This window comes from Variovorax sp. IB41 (genome assembly GCF_016405905.1).
In the GTDB taxonomy this organism is placed as follows: Bacteria; Pseudomonadota; Gammaproteobacteria; order Burkholderiales; family Burkholderiaceae_C; genus Variovorax.
On record NZ_JAEFCB010000028.1, the window covers coordinates 47,452 to 71,163 of the forward strand.

Annotated in this window: 19 protein-coding genes; 4 read left to right on the forward strand and 15 right to left on the reverse strand. The window is 67.3% G+C overall.

Features of this window, described 5'->3' with window-relative positions; all coding sequences use genetic code 11:
• Nucleotides 1-7: 7 nt before the first annotated feature.
• From JC881_RS30005 to JC881_RS30060, 12 genes are all read right to left on the reverse strand, one after another.
• Complete coding sequence (locus JC881_RS30005; RefSeq protein WP_198789436.1) at nt 8-1,390, reverse strand: formimidoylglutamate deiminase; 1,383 nt, start codon at nt 1,388-1,390, stop codon at nt 8-10.
• Nucleotides 1,387-2,613 (reverse strand): imidazolonepropionase, encoded by a 1,227-nt coding sequence (gene hutI, locus JC881_RS30010; protein ID WP_198789437.1) that lies wholly within the window; start codon nt 2,611-2,613, stop codon nt 1,387-1,389. The genes JC881_RS30005 and hutI overlap by 4 nt, the downstream gene beginning before the upstream one ends.
• Before the next feature lie 22 nt (nt 2,614-2,635).
• Nucleotides 2,636-3,205 carry a HutD/Ves family protein gene (locus tag JC881_RS30015; RefSeq protein ID WP_198789438.1) on the reverse strand — a complete coding sequence of 190 codons (570 nt, stop codon included), beginning with the start codon at nt 3,203-3,205 and terminating at the stop codon, nt 2,636-2,638.
• Nucleotides 3,202-3,870 carry an amino acid ABC transporter permease gene (locus JC881_RS30020; RefSeq protein ID WP_198789439.1) on the reverse strand — a complete coding sequence of 223 codons (669 nt, stop codon included), beginning with the start codon at nt 3,868-3,870 and terminating at the stop codon, nt 3,202-3,204. The genes JC881_RS30015 and JC881_RS30020 overlap by 4 nt, the downstream gene beginning before the upstream one ends.
• A 20-nt stretch (nt 3,871-3,890) precedes the next feature.
• The gene (locus tag JC881_RS30025; RefSeq protein WP_198789440.1) at nt 3,891-4,652 is read right to left on the reverse strand and encodes a transporter substrate-binding domain-containing protein; all 762 of its coding nucleotides are present in this window, start codon (nt 4,650-4,652) and stop codon (nt 3,891-3,893) included.
• A 43-nt stretch (nt 4,653-4,695) separates the two neighbouring features.
• The gene (locus tag JC881_RS30030) at nt 4,696-5,430 is read right to left on the reverse strand and encodes an IclR family transcriptional regulator (protein ID WP_198789441.1); all 735 of its coding nucleotides are present in this window, start codon (nt 5,428-5,430) and stop codon (nt 4,696-4,698) included.
• Nucleotides 5,431-5,546: 116 nt separating this feature from the next.
• Nucleotides 5,547-7,274, reverse strand: a complete 1,728-nt coding sequence (hutU, locus tag JC881_RS30035; RefSeq protein WP_198789442.1) for a urocanate hydratase — start codon at nt 7,272-7,274, stop codon at nt 5,547-5,549.
• A 12-nt stretch (nt 7,275-7,286) separates the two neighbouring features.
• The gene (hutH, locus tag JC881_RS30040; protein ID WP_198789443.1) at nt 7,287-8,861 is read right to left on the reverse strand and encodes a histidine ammonia-lyase; all 1,575 of its coding nucleotides are present in this window, start codon (nt 8,859-8,861) and stop codon (nt 7,287-7,289) included.
• Nucleotides 8,862-8,921: 60 nt separating this feature from the next.
• Nucleotides 8,922-9,659 carry a histidine utilization repressor gene (gene hutC, locus JC881_RS30045; protein WP_198789444.1) on the reverse strand — a complete coding sequence of 246 codons (738 nt, stop codon included), beginning with the start codon at nt 9,657-9,659 and terminating at the stop codon, nt 8,922-8,924.
• 8 nt (nt 9,660-9,667) lie between these two features.
• Nucleotides 9,668-10,462, reverse strand: a complete 795-nt coding sequence (locus tag JC881_RS30050) for an ABC transporter ATP-binding protein (protein ID WP_198789445.1) — start codon at nt 10,460-10,462, stop codon at nt 9,668-9,670.
• On the reverse strand, nt 10,447-11,328 hold the full coding sequence (locus JC881_RS30055; protein WP_198789446.1) for an ABC transporter permease: 882 nt from the start codon (nt 11,326-11,328) through the stop codon (nt 10,447-10,449). Before JC881_RS30055 ends, JC881_RS30050 begins: the two co-directional genes overlap by 16 nt.
• Entirely contained in the window at nt 11,309-12,277 is a 969-nt protein-coding gene (locus JC881_RS30060) for an ABC transporter substrate-binding protein (RefSeq protein WP_198789447.1), read from the reverse strand. The genes JC881_RS30055 and JC881_RS30060 overlap by 20 nt, the downstream gene beginning before the upstream one ends.
• Before the next feature lie 295 nt (nt 12,278-12,572).
• Here JC881_RS30060 and recQ point away from each other — a divergent pair, with 295 nt between their 5' ends.
• The gene (recQ, locus tag JC881_RS30065) at nt 12,573-14,468 is read left to right on the forward strand and encodes a DNA helicase RecQ (protein ID WP_198789448.1); all 1,896 of its coding nucleotides are present in this window, start codon (nt 12,573-12,575) and stop codon (nt 14,466-14,468) included.
• A gap of 18 nt (nt 14,469-14,486) precedes the next feature.
• Here recQ and JC881_RS30070 read toward each other — a convergent pair whose 3' ends face one another.
• The 3 genes from JC881_RS30070 to JC881_RS30080 all read right to left on the reverse strand — a co-directional run bounded on the left by JC881_RS30070 (nt 14,487) and on the right by JC881_RS30080 (nt 19,874).
• Entirely contained in the window at nt 14,487-15,668 is a 1,182-nt protein-coding gene (locus tag JC881_RS30070; protein ID WP_198789449.1) for a nucleoside hydrolase, read from the reverse strand.
• A 188-nt stretch (nt 15,669-15,856) separates the two neighbouring features.
• On the reverse strand, nt 15,857-17,410 hold the full coding sequence (locus JC881_RS30075; RefSeq protein ID WP_332875314.1) for a S41 family peptidase: 1,554 nt from the start codon (nt 17,408-17,410) through the stop codon (nt 15,857-15,859).
• 139 nt (nt 17,411-17,549) lie between these two features.
• Nucleotides 17,550-19,874, reverse strand: a complete 2,325-nt coding sequence (locus tag JC881_RS30080; protein ID WP_198789451.1) for an ATP-binding protein — start codon at nt 19,872-19,874, stop codon at nt 17,550-17,552.
• Nucleotides 19,875-19,991: 117 nt separating this feature from the next.
• Between JC881_RS30080 and JC881_RS30085 the strand changes: the two genes are divergently transcribed.
• The 3 genes from JC881_RS30085 (at nt 19,992) to JC881_RS30095 (ending at nt 23,454) form a co-directional block, all read left to right on the forward strand.
• The gene (locus JC881_RS30085) at nt 19,992-21,191 is read left to right on the forward strand and encodes a threonine ammonia-lyase (RefSeq protein ID WP_198789452.1); all 1,200 of its coding nucleotides are present in this window, start codon (nt 19,992-19,994) and stop codon (nt 21,189-21,191) included.
• A gap of 98 nt (nt 21,192-21,289) precedes the next feature.
• A complete protein-coding gene (locus tag JC881_RS30090; protein ID WP_177224959.1) occupies nt 21,290-21,442 on the forward strand; it encodes a hypothetical protein in 153 nt (50 codons plus the stop codon).
• 146 nt (nt 21,443-21,588) lie between these two features.
• Complete coding sequence (locus tag JC881_RS30095) at nt 21,589-23,454, forward strand: phosphoenolpyruvate carboxykinase (GTP) (RefSeq protein WP_198789453.1); 1,866 nt, start codon at nt 21,589-21,591, stop codon at nt 23,452-23,454.
• Nucleotides 23,455-23,712: the final 258 nt, after the last annotated feature.

Here is a 23,712-nt window from a genome sequence, read left to right on the forward strand (position 1 = left end):
GGTGGTTTCAGTCCTGAAGGAGTTGGGTGCGCGCCGCCACGAAGGCGGACGCGGATTCGGCGTGCAGCGTGTGGCGTCCGGCCGAGACGCGCTCGCGGCCGGCCACCCACACGGTGTCGATGGCAGAGGTGCGGTGGCTCGCGAAGACATGCGCCGAAAGCATGTCGGGCGCGGGCAGACCTTGCAGCGCAACGTGCGCCGCATCGAGCACGATGAAGTCGGCCTGCTGCCCCGCGGCGAGCCCGCCGGTCGCGCGGCCCGAGGCCTGCGCGCCGCCCTGCACTGCTTCGAGCGTGAGCGCCGTGGCGACATGCGGCTGCGCCGCGCTCGCGCCGACGTTGCGCTGGCGCTTGGCCAGGCGCTGGCTGTATTCGAGCATCAGCAGTTCTTCGGCCGCGTTGACGTTCGCGTGGCTGTCGGAGCCCACGCCCCATGCGCCGCCGTGGCTGCGCCACTTGGCGAAATCGAAGATGCCATCGCCCAGGTTCGCCTCGGTCGTCGGGCACAGGCCCGCGACCGCGCCGCTCTTCGCGGCGTATTCGTATTCGGCGTCGTTCATGTGCGTCGCGTGCACGAGGCACCAGCGCGCATCGACCGGCGCATGGTCGAGCAGCCACTCGACGGGACGCAGGCCACTCCATTCGACGCAGTCGTCCACTTCCTTCGTCTGCTCGGCGATGTGGATGTGGATCGGCGCCGTGCGGTCGATGGCCTCGAGCCCCGCGACCGCATCGCGCAGCGCCTCGGGCGGCACGGCGCGCAGCGAGTGCGGCGCGAGCCCCAAGCGCGCGCCCTGCGCATCGCATGCGGGCTTGAGCGCTTCGAGCAGGCGCAGCATCGATTCGGTCGAGCGCACGAAACGGCGCTGCCCTTCGTTGGGCGGCTGGTCGCCGAAACCGCTGGTCTGGTAGAGCACCGGCAGCAGCGTGAAGCCGATGCCGGTCTTCTGCGCGGCGCGCAGCAGCGCGAGGCTCAGCGTCGCGTCGTCGGCATAGGGGCGGCCGTCGGCGTCGTGGTGCACGTACTGGAATTCGCAGACGCTCGTGTAGCCGGCCTCGAGCATTTCGGCATAGAGCCAGGTCGCGATCGCTTCCATGTGATGCGGGCCCAGGCGCGCGGCGAAGCGGTACATCAACGTGCGCCAGCTCCAGAAGCTGTCGTGCTGCTCGGCGCGGTGCTCGGTGAGGCCGGCGAAGGCGCGCTGGAAGGCGTGCGAGTGCAGGTTGGGCATGCCGGGGATCACGGGGCCGGTCGCCACTTGCGCGCCTGCGGGCGATTGCGTGGACGACTGCACTTGCGTGAGCTGGCCTGCGTCGTTCCACGTGAGCAGCACATTCTTCGCCCAGCCCGCAGGCAGCAGCGCATCGGCCGCGAAAAGCGTGCGCGTCATGCTGCGTTTTCCAATGCAATGCGACCTTGGCGCACCGCGGTGCGCAACGGACGTTGACCGAACCAGTACGCGAGCTCGGCCGCATCGCGCACGTTCCACAGCACGAAGTTCGCGGGCATGCCTTCGGCGATAACGCCGTGCGTGGCCTGCAGGCCCAGCGCGCGCGCCGCATGCACCGTGACACCGGCCAGCGCTTCGGGCACCGTCAGCCGGAACAGCGTGCACGCCATGTTCACCATCAGCAGCAGGCTCAGCGTCGGCGAGGTGCCGGGGTTGTGGTCGGTGGACACGGCCATCGGCACGCCCGCGGCGCGCAGCGCCTCGATGGGCGGCAGGTGCGTGTCGCGCAGCGTGTAGTAGGCGCCCGGCAGCAGCACGGCCACGGTGCCCGACTGGCGCATCGCCTCGATGCCGTCGGCCGACAGGTGCTCGATGTGATCGCACGAGAGCGCCCCGTAGCGCGCGGCGAGCGCGGCGCCGCCCATGTCCGAGAGCTGCTCCGCATGCAGCTTCACCGGCAGGCCCAGCGCCTTCGCGGCCTGGAAGACCTGTTCGGTTTCCGCAAGCGAAAAGGCGATTCGCTCGCAGAACACGTCCACCGCATCGACGAGGCCTTCGGCGGCGAGCGCGGGCAGCATCTCGCGGCACACGAGGTCGATGTACTCGCCGCTGCGGTTCGCGTATTCGGGCGGCAGTGCGTGCGCGCCGAGAAAGGTGGTGCGCACGGTGACGCCATACGCGTCGCCGAGGCGCCGCGCCACGCGCAGTTGCTTTCGCTCATGTTCGAGCGAGAGGCCGTAGCCCGACTTGATCTCGATGGCGCAGACGCCATCGGCCAGCAGCTGTTCGAGGCGCGGTGCGGCCTGCGCGAAGAGCGTGTCTTCATCGGCCTCGCGCGTGGCGCGCACCGACGAGACGATGCCGCCGCCCGCCTTCGCCACTTCTTCGTAGGTCGCGCCCGCGAGCCGCATCGCGAATTCGTTGGCGCGCTGGCCGCCGTAGACCAGGTGCGTGTGGCAATCGACGAGGCCGGGCGTGACGAGCGCATCGCCGCCGTCGTGCGCAGAAAGCTCCGCGAACTCGGCGGGCAGTGCGCTGCGTGCGCCGACCCAGCGGATCGTGCCTTCCGCAACCACGATGGCGGCTTCGGTGCCTGCATCGGTCGCCAGGCGCAGGCCGGTCCAGAGGCCGTCGGCCGATGGGTATTCGTTGGCGGGTTTCATCGTCTTGTTCTCTTTCTGCAGATTACGCCGGCACGATGCGGACCGCCACCAGCCGCGCGTCGTCGCTCTCTGGCACCGCTTGCCACGCCAGCGGCGCGTCGGCCCAGTGCAGGCCCTCGCCCTCGGTGCACGCCTGGTCGTTCACACGCCATGCGCCGCGCAGGGCCAGCAGCACGCCATGCGGTGCGGCCTCGATGGCCGATGCGTGGTCCAGCACCTGCACGTCGGCGCGCCACTGGCCGTGGCGCGTCATCACGTTGAAGTCGTTCGACGCACTGCCCAGCAGCGTGCAGTCGATCGCATCGTCGCCGCTGAACGCGAACGGCCGGTGCGGCACGTCCAGCCTGTGCTCCACGCGCCCGTCATGCGTGAAGAGCCGCACCCCATCGCCCTCCAGCAGCATGATGCTGCGGTCGATGCCCGCGAACACCGAGAACGGCCCCGCGGCCGCGATGGTCGCGATGCTCACGCGCCAGCCGAAGCGCTCGAGCCCCGCGCCCTGCGGCCAGCTCGCGATCTCCTGCGTGGTGCCGCCGCCGTTCTTCCACGGCATGGCGGGCAGCGTGGCGCGCGAAAAACGTTGCACGCTCATCGCATCAACCCGCCCTGGCGCAGCTTCTGCTCGAAGTGCCGCAGCACCAGCGTCATCGTGCCGGTCAGCACGAAGTACACGAGCGCGATGGCCAGGTACACCTCCAGCGACCGGTACGACACGCTGATGATCTTCTGCCCCTCATGCATCACGTCATGAATCGTCAAGAGCGACACCAGCGCCGAGTTCTTGATGAGGGCGATGAACTCGTTGCCCAGCGGCGGAATCATCCGCACCACCGCCTGCGGCAGCACGATCTGGCGCATCGCCACGCCGGGCGTCATGCCGAGCGATTGCGCGGCCATCGTCTGGCCCTTGTCGATCGACTGGATCGCGCCGCGCACGATCTCCGACACGTACGCGCCCGAGTACACGCCGAGCCCCAGCACGCCGCAAAGGAACGCGGGCAGCAGGATGCCGAAGTGCGGCAGGCCGAAGAACAGGATGAAGAGTTGCACCAGCAGCGGCGTGCCGCGGATGACGGCCACGTAGGCGGTGCACACGCCGTAGAGCCAGCGCCGCTTCGGGTTCAGCCGGCCGATGCCGACGATGAGCCCCAGCACGCAGCCTAGCGCGAGCGCGCACGCGGTGATCTCCACCGTGACGAGCGCGCCGCGCAGCAGGTCGGGCCAGCCCTGCCAGACGGGCGAGAAATCGAAATCCATCGCGCGTTACTTTTCTTTTTTTACTTGGCCGTGGTGCTGAACCACTTCTTCTCGATCTGCGCGTAGGTGCCGTCGGCTTTCAGCTTCTCGATCGCGCCGTTCACCGCCTTGGTGAGTTCGGGCGTGTCCTTGCGGATGGCCATGCCGTACTCCTCGGTGGTGATCTGCTCGGGCAGCACCTTCAGGCCGCCGCGCGTGCGCACGTACTGGTAGGCGGCGGGCTTGCCGGTGACGGCCGCGTCGGCGCGGCCGATGTCCACGAGATTGAACATCTCCTGGTTCTTCTCGACCTCCATCAGCTGCACCTGCGGGTACTTTTCCTTCGTGAAGGCGACCGACTTGGTGCCCACCTGCACGCTGACCTTCTTGCCGTTGATGTCGGCCGGCGCCTTGATCGCCGTGTTGCCGTCCTTCACCATCACCACGAGGCCGCCCGCGTAGTAGGGCACGGTGAAGTCGACCACCTTCTTGCGCTCGTCGGTGATGTAGATGGCCGAGACGGCCATGTCGAAGCGCTTGGAAATGAGGCCCGGAACGAGCCCCTTGAAGTCGATGTCGATCCACTCGATCTTGCGGCCCATCGCCTTGCCGACGGCTTCGACCAGCTCCACGTCGAAGCCGGTGCGCTTGCCGTTCTCCACGAACTCCATCGGCGGGAAGGTGGCATCGGTGGCCACGCGCAGCGGCTCGCCCTGCGCGTGCGCGGCGCCGGCGACACCGAGGAGAGCGAAGAGAGCGAGGCCGGAGACTGCGGCGGCGGCGAGGGTGCGACGGGTGTTCATGGTGAAGGCTTTCATGGGGTTTGAAAAAAGTAGAAGCGACTGGCTACTGGAGCGCGCGCGAGATGCGCGCCGCTGTGACGACGGTCATGTGGAGCAATGCAGCTTCCATGCCCTGCACGCGCGTGATCGGCGCCATGAGCGTGATGGCGCCGCGCAGCCGCCGGCCCGAGGCCAGCACCGGCGCGCTCACGCCCCAGACGCCGGCATCGACCTCGCCCTGCGTGACGGCATGGCCCGCTTCGCGGATCGCATCGAGTTCAGTGGTGCGCTCTGCGCGACGCTGTGCGCTTTCGCCGAGGCCGTCGAGCAATGCATCGCGCTGGTCGAGCGGCATGTGCGCGAGCAGGCACTTGGCACTCGCGCCGTCGCTGGCCGGGACGCTGCGGCCCCGGTCGAACGAGCAGCGCAGCGAATGTTCGCTGTCGATCATCTCCAGGCACACCACGCGGTCGTTCACCGCGGTGACCAGCGCCACGCTCTCGTGGCTCTGCTGCACCAGCGCGCGCATGTCGGCGCGCGCGGCCATCACGAGGTCGGAGTTGCCGTCGAAGCCGCTCGCCAGTTGCACGCTCACCGGGCCCGGCGAGTAGCGCCCGTCGGACTCCATCACGAAGCCCCAGCGGCGCAGCGTGGCGATCTGGCGGTACAGCGTGCTCTTGACGAGGCCGGTGGCCTGCGCCAGTTCGGCGGCCGTCATCGCGACCTTGCTCTGTGCCAGCACCGACAGCACGAACAGCGCGCGGTCGTTGTGGGCGGAAGCATCGGTCGGGGGCGTCATCGCAGGCAGTATCTTGCTGGCCGTTCTCACTTCCAAGCCCTGATTCCCACCGGGTGGGAATGGGCCGGATTTTTACTTCTACCTTTGTCTTACCGATTGGCGCGCCAGGGGCCCGCTCAACGCACCATCGGCAGCTTCAGGCCCTGCTTCTTGGCGGTGGCGACGGCGATGTCGTAGCCCGCATCCGCATGGCGCATGACGCCGGTGGCCGGGTCGTTCCAGAGCACGCGCTCGATGCGCTTGGCGGCCGCGTCGGTGCCGTCGCACACGATCACCACGCCCGAGTGCTGCGAGTAGCCCATGCCCACGCCGCCGCCGTGGTGCAGGCTGACCCAGGTCGCGCCGCCCGCGGTGTTGAGCAGCGCGTTGAGCAGCGGCCAGTCGCTCACCGCATCGGTGCCGTCCTTCATCGCCTCGGTCTCGCGGTTCGGGCTCGCGACCGAGCCGGTGTCCAGGTGGTCGCGGCCGATGACGATAGGCGCCTTCAGCTCGCCGTTCTTGACCATCTCGTTGAAGGCCAGGCCCGCGATGTGGCGCTCGCCCAGGCCCAGCCAGCAGATGCGCGCGGGCAGGCCCTGGAAGGCGATGCGCTCGCGCGCCATGTCGAGCCAGCGGTGGGTGTGGGTGTTCTCGGGGAACAGCTCCTTGATCTTGGCGTCGGTCTTGTAGATGTCTTCCGGATCGCCCGAGAGCGCGACCCAGCGGAACGGGCCCTTGCCTTCGCAAAAGAGCGGGCGGATGTAGGCGGGCACGAAGCCGGGGAAGTCGAAGGCGTTCTTCACGCCCTCGTCGAACGCGACCTGGCGGATGTTGTTGCCGTAGTCGACCGTGGGGATGCCCATGGCCTGGAAGTCGAGCATGGCCTGCACGTGCACGGCGCACGATTTCGCGGCCGCCTTCTTGAGCGCATCGTGCTGCGACACATCCTTCATCGCGGCCTGCCATTGCGGCACGGTCCAGCCCGAGGGCAGGTAGCCGTTGATGAGGTCGTGCGCGGAGGTCTGGTCGGTCACCAAGTCTGGCTTGATGCCGCCGGCCTTCGCGCGCTTCACGAGCTCGGGAAGGATGTCGGCCGCATTGCCCAGCAGCGCGATCGACACCGCTTCCTTCGCATCGCAGTGCTGCTTGATGAGCTCGAACGCATGGTCGATGTCGCGCGCCTGCTTGTCGACATAGCGCGTGCGCAGGCGAAAGTCGATGCTCGTCTGCTGGCACTCGATGTTGAGCGACACCGCGCCCGCGAGCGTGGCCGCGAGCGGCTGCGCGCCGCCCATGCCGCCCAGGCCGGCCGTCAGGATCCACTTGCCCGCGAGGCTGTTGTCGTAGTGCTGGCGGCCGGCTTCGACGAAGGTCTCGAAGGTGCCCTGCACGATGCCCTGGCTGCCGATGTAGATCCAGCTGCCCGCGGTCATCTGGCCGTACATGAAGAGGCCCTGGCGATCGAGCTCGTTGAAGTGCTCCCAGTTGGCCCACTTGGGCACGAGGTTGGAGTTGGCCAGCAGCACGCGCGGTGCGTTCTCGTGCGTCTTGAACACACCGACCGGCTTGCCCGACTGGATGAGCAGCGTCTCGTCGTCGTTCAACTCTTTCAGCGACGCGAGGATCTGGTCGTAGCAGGCCCAGTTGCGCGCGGCGCGGCCGATGCCGCCGTACACCACGAGGTCCTGCGGACGCTCGGCCACCTCGGCATCGAGGTTGTTCTGCAGCATGCGGTAAGGCGCTTCGGTGAGCCAGCTCTTGCAGTTGAGCTCGCTGCCGCGCGGGGCGCGGATCACGCGCGTCGGGTCATGGCGCGGGTCGGTGGCATCGGGATTGTTGAGGGCGAATTTTTCGGGAGCGTTCATGGCGTGGTTCTCCTATCGAGTGATGTTTGACGAGTGACTGGGCAGGATGTTCAGCAGCGCGGCCGGCAGCTCGGCCTTCAGCGCCCACTGGCGCATGGCTTCGATGTCGGGGGCGAGGTAGCGGTCGCGTTCGAGGAAGGCGACGCTCTGGCGGATGCGGGCGAATTCCGCCTCCACCAGCGGCGAGCTCTTGAGCTTTCGCTTGAGCTCGATGCCTTGCGCGGCGGCCATCGCTTCGATGCCGACGACGACAGCCGTGTTGTTGACCATGTCGCCCAGGCGCCGCGCGGCGAAGGTGGCCATCGAGACGTGGTCTTCCTGGTTGGCCGAGGTGGGCAGGCTGTCGACGCTGGCGGGGTGCGCGAGCGACTTGTTCTCGGAGGCGAGTGCGGCAGCCGTGACCTGCGCGATCATGAAGCCGGAGTTCAGGCCCCCATCGCGCACCAGGAACGGCGGCAGGCCCGAGAGGCCGGTGTCCAGCAGCAGCGCGATGCGGCGCTCGGCGATGGCGCCGACTTCGCTCACGGCCAGCGCAATGATGTCGGCCGCGAACGCGACCGGCTCCGCGTGGAAGTTGCCGCCCGAGATCACCTCGCCCGTGTCGCAGAAGACAAGCGGGTTGTCCGATGCGGCGTTGGCTTCGATGACCAGCACGCGCGAGGCGTGCGCGAGGTTGTCCAGGCACGCGCCCATCACCTGCGGGATGCAGCGCACGGAGTACGGGTCTTGCACGCGACCGCAGTCGGCGTGCGAGGGGACGATCTCGCTGCCTTCGAGCAGCGTGCGCACGGCGCCTGCGACGGCGATCTGGCCAGGCTGGCCGCGCGCGGCGTGGATGCGCGCGTCGAAGGGCTTGATCGAACCTTGAATGGCTTCGAGCGACAGCGCGCCCGACATCAGCGCGGCGGCGAACACGTCTTCCGCGCCGAAGAGGCCGGCGAGCGCCAGCGCGGTCGACACCTGCGTGCCGTTGAGCAGCGCGAGGCCTTCCTTTGGACCGAGCACGAAGGGTTCGAGGCCGATGCTGCGCATCGCCTCGGCGCCGCTGACCTTCCTGCCGTCCGCCAGCGTCGCTTCGCCCTCGCCGATCAGCACGCAGGCCATGTGCGCGAGCGGCGCGAGGTCGCCCGAGGCACCGACCGAGCCCTTGCACGGAATGCTCGGCGTGACGCCCGCGTTGAACAGCGCCAGCAGCGCATCGACCAGCGCGGGCCGCACGCCCGAGTGCCCGCGCGCGAGGCTCACCGCCTTGGTCGCGAGCACCATGCGCACGACCGGCGCGGCCAGCGGCTCGCCCGTGCCCACGCTGTGCGAGACGACGAGGTTGCGCTGCAGTTCGGCCAGGTGGTCGTTGCCGATGCGCGTGCTCGCAAGCTTGCCGAAGCCGGTGTTGATGCCGTAGACCACCTGGTCGTTCTCGACGATGTGGCGCACGGCCGCCTCGGCCTTCTGCATGCCGTCCAGCACCGACGGATCGAGCGCGAGCCGAACGCCGCCGGCCTGGATGCGTCGCAGCATCGCAAGGTCGACCTTGCCGGGCGTGAGGGTCAATGTGGCATCGGATGCAGCAGTGGTGTGGCTTGGCATGTGAACCTGTCTATACAAGTAGTTGCGAGAGATAACGATCGTTCTGCGAGACGAAAAAAGCTAACCGAAGCTCGGGTTGCCGTCGGCCTTGAAGCGGCTCCCCAGGCTGTAGCGCGATGCCGGATGCAGGCAGCGCACCCAGGTCACGGGCGTGTTGCGCGTCCAGGTGCGGCGCGTGAGCAGCAGGCACGGGTCGGTCACTTCCATCGCGAGCCGCTCGGCCTGTTCGGCGTTGGGCAGCACGGCATCGACAACGTGTTCGATCTGGTCGAAGGGCACGTTGCGCACCAGGTATTCGCTGGGCGGCACGAGGGTGAAGTCCTGCTCGAGATAGTCGGGCACGACCTGCGGGTTGACGTAGCGCTCCTCCAGTTGCACGGGCGTGTCGTTCTCCAGGTGCAGGCAGGCGCTGTGGAACACCGAATCGCCCGCGCGCAGGTCGAGCCACGCGGCCACGTCGGGCGAGGCGGCGATGCGCTCCACGGCCAGCATCTCGCAGCGGTAGTCGTGGCCGCGCTGGCGAATTTCGCTGGCGATGTTGGCGATCTGCAGCAGCGTCGATTGCGGCTTGTTCTCCGCCACGAAGCTGCCCACGCCGGCCACGCGCACGATGCGGCCCTGCTCCACCAGTTCGCGCAGCGCCCGGTTCACCGTCATGCGCGCCATGCCGAACTGCGCGACCAGCTCGTGCTCCGAGGGCAGGCGGTGGCCGGGCGGCCAGGTGCCGTCCTGGATCTTGCGGGAGATGTGGTCCTTGACTTGCGCGTAGAGCGCGAGGGTCGGCAGGTCGCGTTTCATCGTTGTGTTCAATGCTCCGCGGCGGCCATCGATTCGGCGCGGATTTCTTCCGTGAGGCGCGCCTTGATGTCCATGAACTCGGGCGAGGTCTTGATCGTGTAGCTGCGCGGATGCGGAAAGTCCACCGCGATCTCGGTCTTGATGCGGCCCGGCCGCGCGCTGAACACCGCCACGCGGTTGGCCATGAAGATCGCCTCGTCGATGTCGTGCGTGACGAAGAGCACCGTCTTCTGCGCCGATTCCCAGATGCCCAGCAGCAGCTCCTGCATCAGCACGCGCGTCTGGTTGTCCAGGGCGCCGAAGGGCTCGTCGAGCAGCAGCATCTTGGGGTCGTTGGCGAGCGCGCGCGCAATCGCCGTGCGCTGCTGCATCCCGCCCGAGAGTTGCTTGGGAAAATGGTTCTCGAAACCGCGCAGACCCACCTTGGCGATGAAGAACTCGCTGCGCTCCTTCTGGTCGGCCTCGCTCATGCCGCGCTCGCGCAGGCCGAAGCGAATGTTCTGCGCCACCGTGAGCCAAGGAAAGAGCGTGTAGCTCTGGAACACCACGCCGCGGTCGGCGCCCGGGCCTTCGATGCGCTCGCCGTCGAGCAGCACCTGACCGGTGGTCGGGAAATCGAGCCCCGCCACGATGCGCAGCAGCGTCGACTTGCCGCAGCCCGAGGGGCCGAGGATGGTGACGAAGTCGTTCTCCTTCACCTCGAAGTCGATGGGCAGCAATGCCTGCGTGCTCTGGCCCTTGGTACCGGTGAAGACGCGCGAAACGCCCTGGATAGACAGTTGGTTCTTCACAGTGCGGCCCATGCGAACAGACGGCGATTCAACGCCTTGAAAGCGAAGTCGGACAAAAGGCCGATGACGCCGATCACGATGATCCCGAAGATGATCTGGCCGGTGTTCAGCAGCGCCTGGCTGTCGGTGATCATGTGGCCGATGCCCGAGGACGAGCCGATCAGCTCCGCGACGATCACGTAGGTCCACGCCCAGCCGAGCACGAGGCGCAGCGTTTCGGCGATGCCCGGTGCGGCGCCCGGAATGAGCACGCGCGCGACGATGCCGCGGCTGTTGGCGCCCAGCGTGTAGGCGGCTTCGACGAGGTCGCGCCGCGCGCCGCCCACCGTGACGGCCACCATCAGCACGATCTGGAAGAACGAGCCGATGAAGATCACCAGCAGCTTCTGCATTTCGCCCAGGCCCGCCCACAGGATCAAGAGCGGAATGAAGGCCGAGGCCGGCAGGTAGCGGCAGAACGAGACGAAGGGCTCGAAGAAGGCCTCCACCGTTTTCCAGGTGCCCATCGCGATGCCCAGCGGCACCGCGAACACTGCGGCCAGCAGGAAGCCGCCGAACACGCGCCACACGGTCATGCCGATGTCGCCGATGAAGCCGTACTCGGTGAAGAGCAGCCAGCCCTCCTTGACCATGGTCGGCGGGCTCGCGAGGAAGGTCGGCGAGACGAAACCGCCGAGCGTGGCGAGCGACCACACGAGCACGAACACGACGAAGAAGCCCAGGCCCAACAGCACGCGCGCACGCGCGCCGATGGGTTCGAGCGGCGCGAACGCGCGGCGGCGCACGGGAGGCACGACCGGCTGGGAGGAAGCAGTGCCCGCCGATGCCGCGCGAGGCGGCACCTGTGGCGGCATCGCCTTACTTGACGTAGCTTGCATCGAAGGTGACTGCGTAGTCTTCAGGAGCCTTGCGGATCACGCCGGCTTCCAGAAGGATCGCCGCGGCTTCCTTCATGAAGGTGGTGAGCTCGCCCGCGAAGAACTTCTGGTTCGCGGCCTTGTCCTGCCAGCGCAGGTACGCCGACGACTTGGCGAACTGCTCGCCGCTTTGCTTGACGGCCGAGCCCATGAGCTCGTTCGACTTGGCCGGGTCGGCCTTGATCATGTCCAGCGCATCGAAGTACGACTTGGTGAGCGCGGCGGCGGCCTTGGGGTTGGCCTTGAGCCAGGTGGGCGCGCACCCGACGGTGTCCATCACCATCGGGTAGTCGAGCGTGGTGGCCAGGATCTTGCCGGCGGCCGGGTTGGCGCGCACGGTGGAGAGGTAGGGCTCGTAGGTCATGGCGGCGTCGTTCTGGCCAGCGACGAAGGCCTGCGCTGCGGGCTGCGGCTCGAGCGAGACGACCTTCACGTCCTTCAGGCTCATGCCGTTCTTGCTGAGCATCCACGCCAGGCCGAAATACGGCGCGGTGCCGGGGGCGCTCACGCCGATGGACTTGCCCTTCAAGTCGGCGAAGGTCTTCACGTCGTTGCGCACCGCGATGCCGTCGGCGCCATAGGACTTGTCCATCTGGAAGATCTGCACGATCGGCACGCCGTTGGCGTTCCAGGCGACGTGCGTCTCCACGGTGGTGGCCGCGCACTGGATGGCGCCGGAGGCCAGGGCCAGGTGGCGGTCCTTCTGCGGGATCATCTTCAGTTCGACGTCCAGGCCGTTCTTCTTGAAGATGCCGGCCTTGTCGGCCAGCGAGAGCGGCGCGAAGCCGGTCCAGCCGGACATGCCGAGCGAAATCTTCGTGTCCTGGGCGGCGGCCGCGCCGGCCATGCCCGCTGCACATGCACCTGCTGCCAGCAGCGAAGCGACTTTCACAACTACCGTCTTGACCATGGGTACTCCTGGTTCCGTTTTCTTGAGAGATGGCTCGGCGATGCGCCCCGGGGGGCCGGGCTGCGCGCGCCTCGCATTGTTGCCAAGCGCCCCAACTTGTATATACAGGATAACCCGTGAGGGCCGTTCCGGTGCATTTCGTTAAGGAAGATGCACCAGATCGCTGTCTAGACAAATAGGGCGGCGGGACGGAGGTCTCCATTGCAAACCTCGTGCCACAGTCATAACCCGGTGGCTGGGGGACAATCGACCGCCCCGCCCTTCATCCCCCTTCCGACGTCCGCCTCCGCAGCCCGTGTCCTCCCTCGCACCCCACCCCCTCGACGCCCCCGGCAGCAGCACCGCACCGGCCGAAATCCTCCACGAAGTCTTCGGCTATTCGCAGTTCCGCGGCGCCCAGCAGGACATCGTCGATCACGTGGTGGGCGGCGGCGACGCGCTGGTGCTGATGCCCACGGGCGGCGGCAAGTCGCTGTGCTACCAGATCCCGGCCATCGCGCGGCAGCGCGCGGGGCGCGGCGTCGCGGTTGTGGTGTCGCCGCTGATCGCGCTGATGCACGACCAGGTCGGCGCGCTGCACGAGGCGGGGGTGAATGCGGCGTTCCTCAATTCGACGCTCGACTGGGAACAGACGCAGGACGTGGAGCGCCGCATGCTGCGCGGCGAGATCACGCTGCTCTACGCGGCGCCCGAGCGGGTGAACACGCCGCGCTTTCTCTCGCAGCTCGATTCGCTCAAGGAGCGCGGCAAGCTCTCGCTCTTTGCGATCGACGAGGCGCATTGCGTGAGCCAGTGGGGCCACGACTTCCGTCCCGAATACCGCGCGCTCACCGTGCTGCACGAGCGCTACGCGGGCGTGCCGCGCATCGCGCTCACCGCCACGGCCGATGCGCTCACGCGCGCGGACATCGTCGAGCGGCTGCAGTTGGAAGAGGCGCGCCAGTTCGTCTCCAGCTTCGACCGGCCGAACATCCGCTACACCATCGTCGAGAAGAAGGACGCGACCACGCAGCTCTTGCGCTTCATCGAACGCGAGCACGAGGGCGATGCGGGCGTGGTCTATTGCCAGTCGCGAAAGCGCGTGGAAGACCTCGCGACGACGCTGCAGGGCGCGGGCATCAACGCCCTGCCCTACCACGCGGGCCTGGACGCTGGGGTGCGCCAGAGGCACCAGGACCGGTTCCTGCGCGAAGAAGGCATCGTGATGGTCGCGACCATCGCCTTCGGCATGGGCATCGACAAGCCCGACGTGCGCTTCGTCGGCCACCTGGACATGCCCAAGAACATCGAGGGCTACTACCAGGAAACCGGCCGCGCGGGCCGCGACGGCGCCCCCGCCGACGCCTGGATGACCTACGGCCTGAACGACGTGGTCAACCAGCGCCGCATGATCGACGAGAGCCCGGCCGGCGAGGAGTTCAAGCAGGTGATGCGCGGCAAGCTCGATGCGCTGCTCTCGCTGGCCGAGGCGAGCGACTGCCGGCGCGTGCGGCTCCTCGGTTACTTCGGCGAGAAGAGCACGCCCTGCGGCAACTGCGACAACTGCCTGAACCCGCCGCAGGTGTGGGACGGCACCGATGCCGCGCGCAAGCTGCTGAGCACCATCTACCGCGTGCAGCAGCTGAGCGGCATCAGCTTCGGCGCGGGGCACATCATGGACATCCTGCGCGGCAAGGAAACAGAGAAGGTCAAGCAGTTCGGCCACGAGCGCATCAGCACCTTCGGGCTGGGCGCGGAGTTCAGCGAGGTGCAACTGCGCGGCGTGCTGCGCCAGCTGATCGCCACGGGCGCACTGGCGGTCGATGCGGAGGCCTTCAACACGCTGAAACTCACCGAGGGCTCGCGCGCGGTGCTCAAGGGCGAGGCGAACGTGACGCTGCGCGAATCCATCTCGTCACCGGCCGAGCGCAAGCCCCGCCGCGAGAAGGTCGCCAAGGGCGCGCCGTCGCCGGCCGCCGCCAAGCTCGACGACACCGGCAAGAAGCGCTTCGAGGCGCTCAAGGCCTGGCGCGGCGAGGTGGCCAAGGAACACAACCTGCCGGCCTATGTGATCTTCCACGACGCCACGCTGGCGTCGATCGCCGAGCGCGCACCGGCGACGCTCGAAGACCTGCAGGGCATCAGCGGCATCGGCACCAAGAAGCTCGAGGCTTATGGTGCCGAGGTGCTGCGCGTCTGCTCGGCGTTCTAGCCGGGCAGCAGCGCCTCTTCAGTTCGCCGGCGGCAGGGTGATCGGCACCGGCCGCGTGAGCAGGTCGACGAAGAGCTCGAAGAAGCGCGCGTTGTCGAAGCGCTGCACCACCGTCATCTTCTGCAGCGTCGGGCCTGCGGGCTGCGAGGCGTAGCCGATGGAGCGGCCGTTGTCCGCGGCGCCGGGCTTGGCCACCACGTCGACGTAGCGCTCCACCGTCTTGGTGGCGTAGGTGGGGTCGATCAGGTAGGCCAGCGTGAGGGTGTCCCAGATGTTCTGCGTGTAGTCGGGGTTGTTCTCGAAGCCGTTGGTGCCGCTGAAACCGAAGCCGTTGAGCTTGCGGAACACCTCGGTCACGGCGGTGGGCTTGGCCGGGTGGGCGATGCGGTCGTACACCGGCTTGGTGAGGAACACGGTGTCGGTCACGTCCAGCGGCACGATCACCTGCGGGATCGGCAGGCGCACCACGAACTGCGCGGCGTCGGGGTCGAACCACCAGTTGAACTCGGCCGTCTTGGTGGTGTTGCCCGGCACGTCGATGGCGCCGCCCATGTAGATGATCTTCTTGATCAGCGGCACGATGTCGGGGCTCTTCTTCACCGCAAGCGCGATGTTGGTGAGCGGGCCGATGGCCAGGATGGTGACCTCGTTCGGGTTGGCCTTGACCGTGTCGATGATGAAGTCGACCGCGCTCTTGCGCTGCACCAGCGTGCGGGTGGCAAAGCCGTCGGGCGAGGGCTTCAGGTCGGCGTCGGTCTTGGGCTCGGGGCCGCTCCAGGCGCCCAGGTAGCCGTCGCCGCCCGCGCCGGCGGCCATTTCGGCCTCCACGTCGGCGAAGGTGTGGTTGAGCGCGTAGTTCTCGCCCACGTACACGCCGATGCGGTCGCCTACGCCCAGGCGCTCGACCGACATCAGCGCATCGGCCACGCCCTGCTTGAGCCACTGGTTGCCCGAGACCACGCTGATGCCCATGACCTGGACCTTGCCCTGCGCTTGCAGCTGCGCGGCCATGACGCCGAGCTGGCCGTCGTCACTCATGGTGTTGTAGTCGCTGTCGATGATGATCTTTTGCGCGGGCGGCGGCGTGGCGCCGAAGCCGGGCGCGAGCCCGATGCCGCCGTTGCCGTCGCCGCCGCCACCACAACCCGCCAGTACGGCGACGACGATGAGGGTGAACACCGTCCCGATCCATTTGCGCATCTGCTTCTCCTAAGAATTTGGTTTTCAGTCGAGGCCACTGAAATACAAACGTTTGCGCAAACCTTTGCGCAAACGTTTGCCAAACTCTAAAGGGCGAAGCCCAGGCATGGCAAGGTGCTATGGCTAGGGGTTTTCCGCGGGGCCGCGCGAGACTGCGCGAAGTGGCCCCGGGCGCCTGTCGATGCCTGTCAGCCCGCAGTGGGCGGCGGATCGATCAGGCGGTTCTCGCGCAGCGGCGAGCGGTTGAAAAGGGCTGGCTGCTCCTCGGGCGCGACCTCGGCCTTGTCCAGGCCGATGCCCGGCGCGGCCTTGGCCGATGCGGCCGGTACCGGGCACGCGCCGGCGCTGCGCAGCGCGAGCGCCGCGGCCAGCCGCGCTTCGGCGGGGTCGCCCAGCTGGTGGCCGAAGTCGTCGGCCACGGTGCAGTTGGCGTTGGGCGCAAAGCCGTCGCCGTAGTCCCCGAAGCCCGCCTGGTTCACGCCCTTGAACTGGATCGCGAAGTAGGTGGTGCCGCAGTTGTCCTGCGGATAGAAGCCATAAGGCTTGCCGCAGGTGGTGCCGCCCACCAGGTTGACGGTGACGCCGATGCCGCGCAGGCTGTTGATCACCGACTCGCTGGCCGAGCAGGTGTCGGGGCTGGTCAGCACGGTGACGCGCGAGAGGCCGAGCGTGGGCAGCGGCTGGTTCAGGCGGCTGGTTCCGAGGAACGGCGTGAGGGCCTGCGCGAGCGTGAGGCGGAACGGGTTCTTGTCGTTGAAGCTCAGCAGCTCGAAGGTCTTGCCCGCCGTCTGGCCGGGCCCGGCCACCATGTAGGCCAGGCGGCTCGCGATGTTGAGCTGGCCGCCGCCGTTGTAGCGCATGTCCAGCACCAGGTCCTGGATGCCGCCGTTCTCCTTGAGCTTGTTCACCGCCGCGACGAGCTGCGCCTCGGAGGTGGTGATGTGGTCGTTGAACAGCAGGTAGCCCACGCGGTTGCCGGGGTCGCCGATGGTCGTGACGTTCTGCACCGGCGTGCGGGTGACGTTGGCCGCGGTGAGCTCCAGGGTACGCGTCGCCCCGTCCTGCTCCAGCTTGAAGGTGTGCTTCTCGCCGGCCGCCTGCGGCGAGAGGCCGCGGTTGATGACGGTCGTGTTGGTTCCGTTGACGACGTCGATGCCGTCGACCTCGAGCACCTTCGCGCCGCGCGCGATGCCGTTCGCCGCGGCGGGCGAGCTGGAATGCGGCTCGGTGAAGGCCACGCGCAGCTCGCGCGGCCGGGAGCTGCGCACGAATGCGAACTCGATCCCGTACCCCGGCGAGATGCCCGCATTGGACAGCTGGCGGTACACCTCGGTGTCGTAGATGTAGTGGAAGCGGTCCTTCGCCCGGCCCGAAGGCGAGGTGGTGGCCGGTGTCTTGAGCACGTTGAAGAAGGCGACGGGCGTCGCGTAGTCGGCCGCCTTGAGGGTGGCCGGCACCTCGTTGTACCAAAGGTAGGTTTCGTCGATCCAGCTGCGGACCCAGGTCTTTTCGTTGTCGACGGTGCCGGCGCTGTCGGGGTAGACGGCGCCGGTTTCGGGGTTGATGCCGCGGCGCGGCGCGGCGCAGAGGCCCGCGGTCTCCGAGGAAGGGGCGAAGCCGCCGCTCCCGCCGCCGTCGGTGGGCGGATTGCCGGTGGCAGGCGGCAACCCGCCGATCGGAAAGCCGCCGCCGCCTCCTCCACCCCCGCCGCCACCGCCGCAACCCGCCAGCAGGCCGGCCACGAGGAGCGCCGCCGCGGCGGCCCATGCGCCGGAGCGTGGCGGACGCGCTCGACACGGTAATGGCCGCAGGTCTGTGTTGCGAAAGCCCATGGATTTCCTCCTCGTGCCCGCCCCCGCGGACACGCCCGCTTGTTGATCTTTACTGGACGAAGCCCATGCCGCGCGATTCGCGGACCTCGGGCTTGATGCGGTGCTCGGCCTCGAGCTGGTCGAGAAACTCCGCCGCCGAAAACTCGACCGCGAGGATATCGGTCTGGCGTTTCACCGCCGCGAAATCCCCCGGGCACAGCTGTGCCAATTGCGCGAGCCGCGTTTTCACTTCGCCGGTCATCAATGCCGCATCGCCCGCGAGCGCCTCGGTCACGAACATGCGTTCGCGCTGCACGGCCGTGAGCGGCTTGAACTTGATTTTGAAGGTGAAGCGCCGCAGCGCCGCCTGGTCGAGCCGATCGAGCAGGTTGGTGGTGCAGACGAACACGCCGTTGAAGCGCTCCATGCCCTGCAGCATCTCGTTGACCTCGGTGACTTCGTAGGTGCGCTGCGCGCTGCGGCGGTCCTGCAGGAAGGAGTCGGCTTCGTCCAGCAGCAGCACGGCCTTCTCGGCCTCGGCTTCCTTGAACATGGCGGCCATGTTCTGCTCGGTCTCGCCGACGTACTTGCTCATGAGATCGCTGGCCTGCTTGATGATCAGCGGCCGGCCCACGGCGCGTGCGATGTGCTCGGCCAGCGCGGTCTTGCCGGTGCCCGGCGCGCCGTAGAAGCACAGCGTGCCGTGGCCGCGCGCCTTCAGCGCCTCGACGATGCGCGGGATCTCGAAGCGGGTCTCCACGTTGAGCATGTCCAGGTCGTAGGTGGTCACGTTGCGGCGCTCGCCGCGGCCGGTGTCCAGCGTGCCGAGGGCCATGTCGGCGTTGCGCAACTGCCGTTCGATGAGTCCCTCCACCGAGGCGTCGTCGGTCTTGGCCAGGCCCGCGAAACGCACCGCGGTGCGGATCTGCGCGGGCGTGAGGCCCTTGCGCTCGGCGAGCTTCGCGGTGAATGCCTCGGACACCACGACGCCTTCGAGCGTCTTCTTCACGAGCTGCTCGCGCGCACCGGGCGGCGGCGACTTGAGTTCCAGGTGGTAGGCGAAGCGGCGGCGGAACGCGGGGTCGATCTGCTCGATGCGGTTGGTGACCCAGAGCGTCGGCACGGGGTTGGCCTCCAGGATCTGGTTGACCCAGGCCTTGCCGCTCACGCTGCCGCTGGTGGGCGCGGGGATCTGCTCGGCGCGCGCCATGAACTGCGCAGCCTCGGTGCTGATCGGTGGGAACACGTCTTCGACTTCGTCGAACAGCAGTGCGGCCTGCGCGCTGCCCTTCAAGAACACTTGCGCGATCTGCAGCGAGCGGTAGCGATCGCGGCCGCTCAGCGAGTTGCCGTCGCGGTCGGCGTATTCGACCTCGAAGAGCTCCAGGCCCGCGGCCTGCGCGACCACTTTCGCGAGCTCGGTCTTGCCGGTGCCGGGCGGGCCGTAGAGCAGCACGTTGACGCCCGGCTCCTTGCGCGCGACCGCGGCGCGCAGCAGCGTGACGAGCATCTGCGCGTCTTCTTCGACGAAGGAAAAATCGTGCGGCGTGAGCGCGCTCTTGGCCGACGGGCGCGTGAATACGGCCATCAGTTCGTTGTGGTCGCGGTACTCGCGCATGAGCACCGGCGGCAGCTTCTCGCTGACCTTCATGAGGTCGGCGAGGTCGGTGATGTTGTGCTCGGAGATCAGGTTCTCCACGAGGCCTATGCGCTCCAGGCGCGAGCCCGCACGCAATGCCTCGCCCACTTCGCTCGCGTTGACGCCCGCGATGTCGGCGATGGCGGCGTAGGCCTCGGGCGCGTTGTTGACCTTGAACTCGACCAGCAGCGAGCGCAGGTCGCGCTGGTAGCGCGCGAGCGTGCCGTAGAGCAGCAGCGCGCGCTCGGCCTTGTTGAGTTGCAGGAGGCCCGCGAGCGCATCGATGTTCTTCTCGACGAGCGTCGATTGCTTGCGTAGCGCATGCGTGAGCCAGTCGCGCGTGACGGCGAGCACCGAGAGCAAGTCCTTGGGCTGGTCCTTCGCGTATTCGTCCAGGTAGAAGAAGAGCGTGCCTTCTTCATACGGCCCGCGCCACACGCCGTGGCGTTCGAGCAGCGTGCGGCCATCGAAATTCTCGACGCCCTTCCACGCTTCGTTGCCTGCGCAGCGACGGCCGAGGAATTCGCGCAATCGCTGCAAGACCGCGGCGGGCCACACGAGATGGCGGCCGGTGAGCGAGAGCAATCCGTTGATATCGCGCCGCACGTTGAAGCGCGGCCCCTGCTTGGCTGCGAGCGTGAGCACGAAGTGCGAGCACATGAGCTCCAGCACCGGCGCTTCCTTCAGTCCAGGCGAAGGCAATGCCTGCCCGCGTACCGCAGCAGCCACTACATCGACACCCGCACGCTTGACCATCAGGCAACCTCCAATTGAGGAATTTCGTGGAGAGACCATAACGCAGACTTTTGGCTTCGGGAAGACGCCGAAAGGGTAAAAACCCTGATCCGGCGATTCCAGCCCACAATGCGCGCCATGGTTGGAATCGAAGAAATCCGGCGCGCCGCGGCGCGCCTCGAGGGGCAGGTGCTCAATACGCCCTGTGTCGAGTCGCGCACGCTCTCCGAAATCGTCGGTGCGCAGGTGTTCCTGAAGTTCGAGAACCTGCAGTTCACATCCTCCTTCAAGGAGCGGGGCGCGTGCAACAAGCTGGTCGATCTTTCGGAGGCGGGCACGCGCGGCGTGATCGCCATGTCGGCCGGCAACCATGCGCAGGGTGTGGCCTATCACGCGCAGCGGCTGGGCCTGCGGGCGCTGATCGTGATGCCGCGCTTCACGCCCGGCGTGAAGATCGAGCGCACCCGCGGCTTCGGCGCCGAGGTGGTGCTGCACGGCGACACGCTCGACGCGGCCCGTGCGCATGCCCTGGAGCTTGCCGGGCGCGAGGGGTTGACCTTCGTGCACCCCTACGACGACGAAGCGATCATCGCCGGCCAGGGCACGGTGGCCCTGGAGATGCTCGACGTGGTGCCCGACCTCGACACGCTGGTCGTGGCGGTCGGCGGCGGCGGGCTGATCGCCGGCATGGCGGTCGCGGCGCGCGATCGCAAGCCCGGCATCGAGATCGTCGGGGTGCAGACCACGCGCTTTCCGGGCATGGTCAACGCCATCAAGGGCACGCACCACGCGCAGGGCAAGAGCACCATCGCCGAAGGCATCGCGGTGGGCACGCCCGGCGTGCTGACGCGGGAAATCATCGCGAGCAAGGTCGACGACCTGGTGCTGGTGGACGAGGGCGACATCGAACAGGGCGTGCTGATGCTGCTCGAAATCGAGAAGACCCTCGTGGAAGGCGCGGGCGCCGCAGGTCTCGCGGCGCTGATCCGGCATCCGGAGCGCTTCAAGGGCAAGCGCGTGGGGCTGGTGCTCTCGGGCGGGAACATCGATCCGCTGCTGCTCGCGGCCATCATCGAACGCGGCATGGTGCGGGCCGGACGGCTGGCGCGGGTGCGCGTGAGCGCGCGCGATGTGCCGGGCTCGCTGGCCGAGATCACGGCGACTGTGGCCGAAGCGGGCGCTAACGTCGACGAGGTTCACCACCAGCGCGCGTTCACCATGCTGGCGGCGCAGAACGTCGACATCGAGCTGGTCCTGCAGACGCGGGGACGGGCCCACTTGGCCAGCGTGCTGACCGCGTTGAAGGACGCCGGCTTCGAGGCCGAGGAGCAACATTGAGAACACGAGAGGGGCTCGCAACCCCCTAGACCGCTCTGCGGAGCCCCGCCGGTAAAATGCCGCCAGTTTTGTCATTTGTGTATTCGAGGTACTTCCCGATGTCCAACCCCACTCCCGTCGAGCCCGGCCACGCCGCGGCCACCGAACATGACGCCGTCGAATCGGTCGTTCACCTGATGCCGCTCGTCCTGCCGCTCGCTGGCGGCGTGCTGATGCTTCTCCTGGCGTCCATCGCTGTCTACTTGGCCTGACAGCCTGTTGGGCTGTCGTCCGCGGGCGGTGCGGCCCGCGGCGGCGCAATCTCCCTTCGCGAAACGTTTTCTCAAACGGACCTCCGCGCCTATGCAGGCTCGGCGTCCCGTTCGGAAAGACGATTTTTCAACTTAGGAGATTTCCGATGAACGCACCCACGATGAAGGGCCTCACCATTCAGGCGCCCTCATACGTCAAGAACGCGAAACTGATTGCCTGGGTGGCCGACATGGCCGCGCTGTGCAAACCCGAGTCCATCTACTGGTGCGACGGCAGCAAGGAAGAGTACGACCGCCTCTGCCAGCAACTGGTCGACGCGGGCACCTTCAAGAAGCTCAATCCGGCCAAGCGGCCCAATTCGTTCCTCGCGGTGTCCGACCCGACCGACGTCGCGCGCGTCGAAGACCGCACCTTCATCTGCTCCAACGAAAAAGAGAGCGCCGGCCCCACCAACAACTGGATGGCCCCGGCCGAGATGCGCGCGACGCTGCAGCCGCTTTTCGACGGTTGCATGAAGGGCCGCACGATGTACGTGGTGCCGTTCAGCATGGGCCCGCTGGGCTCGCCGATCGCGCACATCGGCATCGAGCTCTCCGATTCGCCGTACGTGGCGGTCAACATGCGCATCATGACCCGCATGGGCAAGGCCGTGTACGAAGTGCTGGGCGCCGATGGCGAGTTCGTGCCCTGCGTGCACACGGTGGGCGCACCGCTCGAGGCCGGGCAGAAGGACGTGTCCTGGCCCTGCAACAAGACCAAGTACATCGTTCACTACCCCGAGACGCGCGAGATCTGGAGCTACGGCTCTGGCTACGGCGGCAACGCGCTGCTGGGCAAGAAGTGCTTCGCGCTGCGCATCGCCTCGAACATGGGCCGCGACGAAGGCTGGCTGGCCGAGCACATGCTGATCCTGGGCGTGACGAATCCCGAGGGCAAGAAGTACCACGTGGCCGCCGCCTTCCCGAGCGCCTGCGGCAAGACGAATTTCTCGATGCTCGTGCCGCCCGCCGGCTTCGAGGGCTGGAAGGTCACGACCATCGGCGACGACATCGCCTGGATCAAGCCCGGCAAGGACGGACGCCTGTACGCGATCAACCCGGAAGCGGGTTACTTCGGCGTGGCGCCTGGCACGAACATGCTGACCAATCCGAACTGCATGGACAGCCTGAACAACGACGTGATCTTCACGAACGTGGCGCTGACCGACGACGGCGACGTCTGGTGGGAAGGCATGGAGCAGGACACCAAGACCCTGCCCGCGCACCTGACCGACTGGCAGGGCAAGGACTGGACGCCGCAGATCGCGAAGGAAACCGGCGCCAAGGCGGCGCACCCGAACTCGCGCTTCACCGTGGCCGCGACCAACAATCCGGCGCTCGATGACGCGTGGGACGACCCGAAGGGCGTGGCGATCGACGCCTTCATCTTCGGCGGCCGCCGCTCGACGACCGTGCCGCTGGTGACCGAGGCGCGCAACTGGGTCGAAGGCGTCTACATGGCGGCGACGATGGGCTCCGAGACGACCGCTGCCGCCGGCGGCCAGCAAGGCGTGGTGCGCCGCGATCCGTTCGCGATGCTGCCGTTCGCGGGATACAACATGGCGGACTACTTCCAGCATTGGCTCAACGTCGGCAAGAAACTCGAGGCCTCGGGTGCCAAGCTGCCCAAGATCTATACGACCAACTGGTTCCGCAAGGGCGCCGATGGCAAGTTTGTCTGGCCTGGTTACGGCGAGAACATGCGCGTGCTGAAGTGGATGATCGATCGCATTGAAGGCAAGAAGACCGAAGGTGTCGAACACATCACCGGTGTGAGCCCGCGGTATGAAGATCTCAATTGGACGGGGCTGGAATTCAGCGCCGAGCAATTCGCTACCGTGACGAGCATCGACAAGGCGGCTTGGCAGGCGGAGCTGAAGCTGCATGCGGAACTGTTCCAGCAGCTGTCGCACCATCTGCCGAAGGAATTGCCCGAGACCAAGGCGGCGATTGAACAGCGTTTGGCGGCCTGATAGCCCAGAAATAGATGCTCGACGGGCCTTGATTGGCCCAAGCAAAAAGCCCAATGGCATTCCATTGGGCTTTTTTATTTGGTGGAGCTTCGAGTCGGCCGCTATCTATTGCGGGGTCTATTTGCTGTGGGCTTGCAGCAAATGGTTTGATTTCGACTCCCCAAAGCAAAAAACCCCAGTCAGTAATCTGACTGGGGTTTTCTGGGCTGTAAGAGCCTGACGATGACCTACTTTCACACGGGAACCCGCACTATCATC

Coding starts and splice junctions, on each gene's coding strand:
- hutI (WP_198789437.1), bottom strand. CDS start 2,613: ATGAAACCCGCCAACGAATACCCATCGGCCGACGGCCTCTGGACCGGC.
- hutC (WP_198789444.1), bottom strand. CDS start 9,659: ATGAAACGCGACCTGCCGACCCTCGCGCTCTACGCGCAAGTCAAGGAC.
- JC881_RS30080 (WP_198789451.1), bottom strand. CDS start 19,874: ATGGTCAAGCGTGCGGGTGTCGATGTAGTGGCTGCTGCGGTACGCGGG.
- JC881_RS30005 (WP_198789436.1), bottom strand. CDS start 1,390: ATGACGCGCACGCTTTTCGCGGCCGATGCGCTGCTGCCTGCGGGCTGG.
- JC881_RS30095 (WP_198789453.1), top strand. CDS start 21,589: ATGAACGCACCCACGATGAAGGGCCTCACCATTCAGGCGCCCTCATAC.
- JC881_RS30060 (WP_198789447.1), bottom strand. CDS start 12,277: ATGGTCAAGACGGTAGTTGTGAAAGTCGCTTCGCTGCTGGCAGCAGGT.
- JC881_RS30070 (WP_198789449.1), bottom strand. CDS start 15,668: ATGCGCAAATGGATCGGGACGGTGTTCACCCTCATCGTCGTCGCCGTA.
- JC881_RS30020 (WP_198789439.1), bottom strand. CDS start 3,870: ATGGATTTCGATTTCTCGCCCGTCTGGCAGGGCTGGCCCGACCTGCTG.
- JC881_RS30030 (WP_198789441.1), bottom strand. CDS start 5,430: ATGACGCCCCCGACCGATGCTTCCGCCCACAACGACCGCGCGCTGTTC.
- JC881_RS30025 (WP_198789440.1), bottom strand. CDS start 4,652: ATGAACACCCGTCGCACCCTCGCCGCCGCCGCAGTCTCCGGCCTCGCT.
- JC881_RS30050 (WP_198789445.1), bottom strand. CDS start 10,462: ATGGGCCGCACTGTGAAGAACCAACTGTCTATCCAGGGCGTTTCGCGC.
- hutH (WP_198789443.1), bottom strand. CDS start 8,861: ATGCCAAGCCACACCACTGCTGCATCCGATGCCACATTGACCCTCACG.
- JC881_RS30090 (WP_177224959.1), top strand. CDS start 21,290: ATGTCCAACCCCACTCCCGTCGAGCCCGGCCACGCCGCGGCCACCGAA.
- JC881_RS30085 (WP_198789452.1), top strand. CDS start 19,992: ATGGTTGGAATCGAAGAAATCCGGCGCGCCGCGGCGCGCCTCGAGGGG.
- hutU (WP_198789442.1), bottom strand. CDS start 7,274: ATGAACGCTCCCGAAAAATTCGCCCTCAACAATCCCGATGCCACCGAC.
- JC881_RS30055 (WP_198789446.1), bottom strand. CDS start 11,328: ATGCAAGCTACGTCAAGTAAGGCGATGCCGCCACAGGTGCCGCCTCGC.
- JC881_RS30015 (WP_198789438.1), bottom strand. CDS start 3,205: ATGAGCGTGCAACGTTTTTCGCGCGCCACGCTGCCCGCCATGCCGTGG.